The 2,686-nt window shown below is 68.5% G+C and carries 3 protein-coding genes; all 3 read left to right on the forward strand.

From position 1 onward, the window contains the following. A partial coding sequence (locus P2Q66_RS14095) for a PfkB family carbohydrate kinase (RefSeq protein WP_275729073.1) occupies window positions 1–255 on the forward strand: 255 nt, incomplete at its 5' end. A gap of 2 nt (window positions 256–257) precedes the next feature. Continuing rightward, the gene (locus tag P2Q66_RS14100; RefSeq protein WP_275729075.1) at window positions 258–2,324 is read left to right on the forward strand and encodes a fructose-specific PTS transporter subunit EIIC; all 2,067 of its coding nucleotides are present in this window, start codon (window positions 258–260) and stop codon (window positions 2,322–2,324) included. A 59-nt stretch (window positions 2,325–2,383) separates the two neighbouring features. After that, entirely contained in the window at window positions 2,384–2,662 is a 279-nt protein-coding gene (locus tag P2Q66_RS14105; RefSeq protein ID WP_079598623.1) for an HPr family phosphocarrier protein, read from the forward strand. The last annotated feature ends 24 nt before the right edge of the window (window positions 2,663–2,686 follow it).

Raw genomic sequence — 2,686 nt, forward strand, 5'->3', positions numbered from 1 at the left:
GCTGTGCTGGTAACTGCCGACGGCGCGTGGCTGGCCACGCATCCGCCGGTCGCCGCGGTCAGTACGGTGGGCGCGGGCGACTCCGCGCTGGCCGGTTATCTGCTCGCCCACGGCCAGGGCGCCGCCCCGGCCGACTGCCTTCGCCAGGCAGTGGCCCACGGTGCCGCTGCCGCCTCCCTGCCCGGTTCCACCGTTCCGGCAGTTCACCAAACCACCCCGGATGCCGTAACCATCACGGCCCTTCGAAAGGATTGACAGTGACTCAGCTCATCACCACGGAACTGGTCGAGCTCGACCAGAACCTGGGCAACGCGCCCGAGGCGGTGATCCGGCATCTGGCAAGCAAGGTAGCTGCCGCCGGACGCGCAACAGAGGTTGAAGGCCTCTTCGCCGACGCCTTCGCCCGCGAACAGAAAACCGCCACGGGCATTCCCGGCGGCATTGCCATCCCGCACTGCCGCTCGGCCGCCGTCACGGAGCCCACCCTGGCCATGGCCCGCCTGGACCCGAAGGTGGACTTCGGCGCCAAGGACGGCCCGGCCGACCTCATCTTCTTCATCGCCGCCCCGGACGGAGCAGACCAGGCGCACCTGAAGCTGCTCTCCAAGCTGGCCCGCTCCCTGATCAAAAAGGACTTCACCGCAGCCCTGCGCGCCGCGTCCTCCCGGGAGGAAATCGTCGAGCTGGTGGACGGCGCCCTCGCCGACAAGCCGGCCGCCCATGCTGCCGCCGCCCCGGCGGAGGCAGCTGGATCGCTGAACTCAACCGGCCAGTCCGGGGCTTCGGCAGTGGCAGGTGCGGGCGCAGGTGCAGCGGCTGGTTCCTCCGGCCCCAGGCGCCTCGTTGCCGTGACGGCATGCCCCACCGGCATCGCCCACACCTACATGGCTGCCGACTCCCTCGTGGCCGCGGCCCAGGAAGCCGGCGTTGACCTGCAGGTGGAAACGCAGGGCTCCTCCGGCGCCAAGCCGCTGGACCCCGCCGTGATCGCTGCCGCCGACGCCGTGATCTTCGCGGTGGACGTGGACGTGCGCGGCAAGGAACGCTTCGCCGGCAAGCCGGTCATCAACGCCCCCGTCAAGCGCGGCATCGACGAGCCCGCCAAGATGGTCCAGGAAGCACTGGCCGCCGCGGACAACCCGAACGCCCGCCGCGTCCCGCACTTTGGTGCCGAGGAACAGGCCGAGCACGACGCCGAGGAAAAGGGCGAGCACATCGGCCAGAAGCTGAAGCGGGCACTCCTCACCGGCGTCAGCTACATGATTCCGTTCGTCGCCGGCGGCGGCCTGCTGATCGCCCTCGGCTTCCTGCTGGGTGGCTACGACATCACCGAAGTCGCGGACACGGTGGTTGTAGAGAACAACTTTGGCAACCTGCCCGAAGGTGGCCTGACCACCTATCTTGGCGCAGTGCTGTTCAAGATCGGCGCGCTGTCTATGGGATTCCTGGTCCCTGCACTGGCCGGCTACATCGCCTACGCCATTGCTGACCGGCCCGGCATCGCACCCGGTTTCGTTGCCGGTGCAGTCTCCGGCTTCATGGGTGCCGGCTTCCTCGGCGGCATCGTCGGCGGCCTGCTCGCCGGCTACATGGCCCACCTGATCGGGACCTGGCAGGTGCCGCGCTGGCTCCGCGGCCTGATGCCCGTGGTGATCATCCCGCTGCTCGCTTCCATCTTTGCCTCAGGACTGATGTTCCTGGTACTCGGCGGCCCCATCGCAGGCCTGACGCTGGCCCTCAACGGCTGGCTGTCCGGCATGACCGGCGCGTCCGCCGTCGTCCTGGGCATCATCCTCGGCCTCATGATGTGCTTTGACCTCGGTGGCCCGGTCAACAAGGTGGCTTACGCCTTTGCGGTGGCCGGCCTGAGCGCCGGCAGCGCCGACAACCAGGCGCCGTGGCAGATCATGGCAACCGTCATGGCTGCCGGCATGGTCCCGCCGCTGGCCATGGCCCTGGCCACGGTCCTGGACAAGAAACTCTTCAGCCTGGCCGAGCGTGAAAACGGCAAGGCGGCCTGGCTGCTGGGTGCGTCCTTCATCTCCGAAGGCGCCATCCCGTTCGCCGCGGCCGACCCGCTGCGCGTCATCCCCGCCAGCATGGTGGGCGGTGCCCTCACCGGCGCACTGTGCATGGCCTTCAACGTCACGTCGCAGGCACCCCACGGCGGCCTCTTCGTCTTCTTCGCCATCGGCAACCTGCTGATGTTCGTGATCTCGATCATCGCCGGAACCATCGTCAGCGCCCTGGCCGTGGTGGCCCTCAAACGCTGGGCAGCCCCCAAGACCGCTGCTACGGTGGAAACCGTTCCAGCAACGGTCTGATCCGGCCACTACCCATCCGGCGCTGAAGCACAGCAAGCCGAAAGACAAAAGGAGCAACAATGCCAGAACGCACCGCAACCGTCGCCAGCCGCGTGGGCCTGCACGCCCGCCCCGCCGCCATCTTTGCCGAGGCAGCCGGAGAGTTCGACCTGGACATCACCATCGCCCGTGAAGGCGAGCCGGCCGACGAGGCCATGGATGCCGCCAGCATCCTCTCCCTCATGAGCCTGGGCGCCTCCCACGGCGACGTGGTGGTCCTCCGCGCCGAAGGCGACGGCGCTGACACCGCGCTGGACCGCCTGGTCCAGATCCTGGAAACGGATCACGACGCCGAGTAGCAGCACCGCGTTGTGACAGCAGCG

Origin of the sequence: Arthrobacter sp. Cr_A7 (genome assembly GCF_029222765.1) — a bacterium.
Lineage (GTDB): Bacteria > Actinomycetota > Actinomycetes > Actinomycetales > Micrococcaceae > Arthrobacter.

Coding starts and splice junctions, on each gene's coding strand:
- P2Q66_RS14105 (WP_079598623.1), top strand. CDS start 2,384: ATGCCAGAACGCACCGCAACCGTCGCCAGCCGCGTGGGCCTGCACGCC.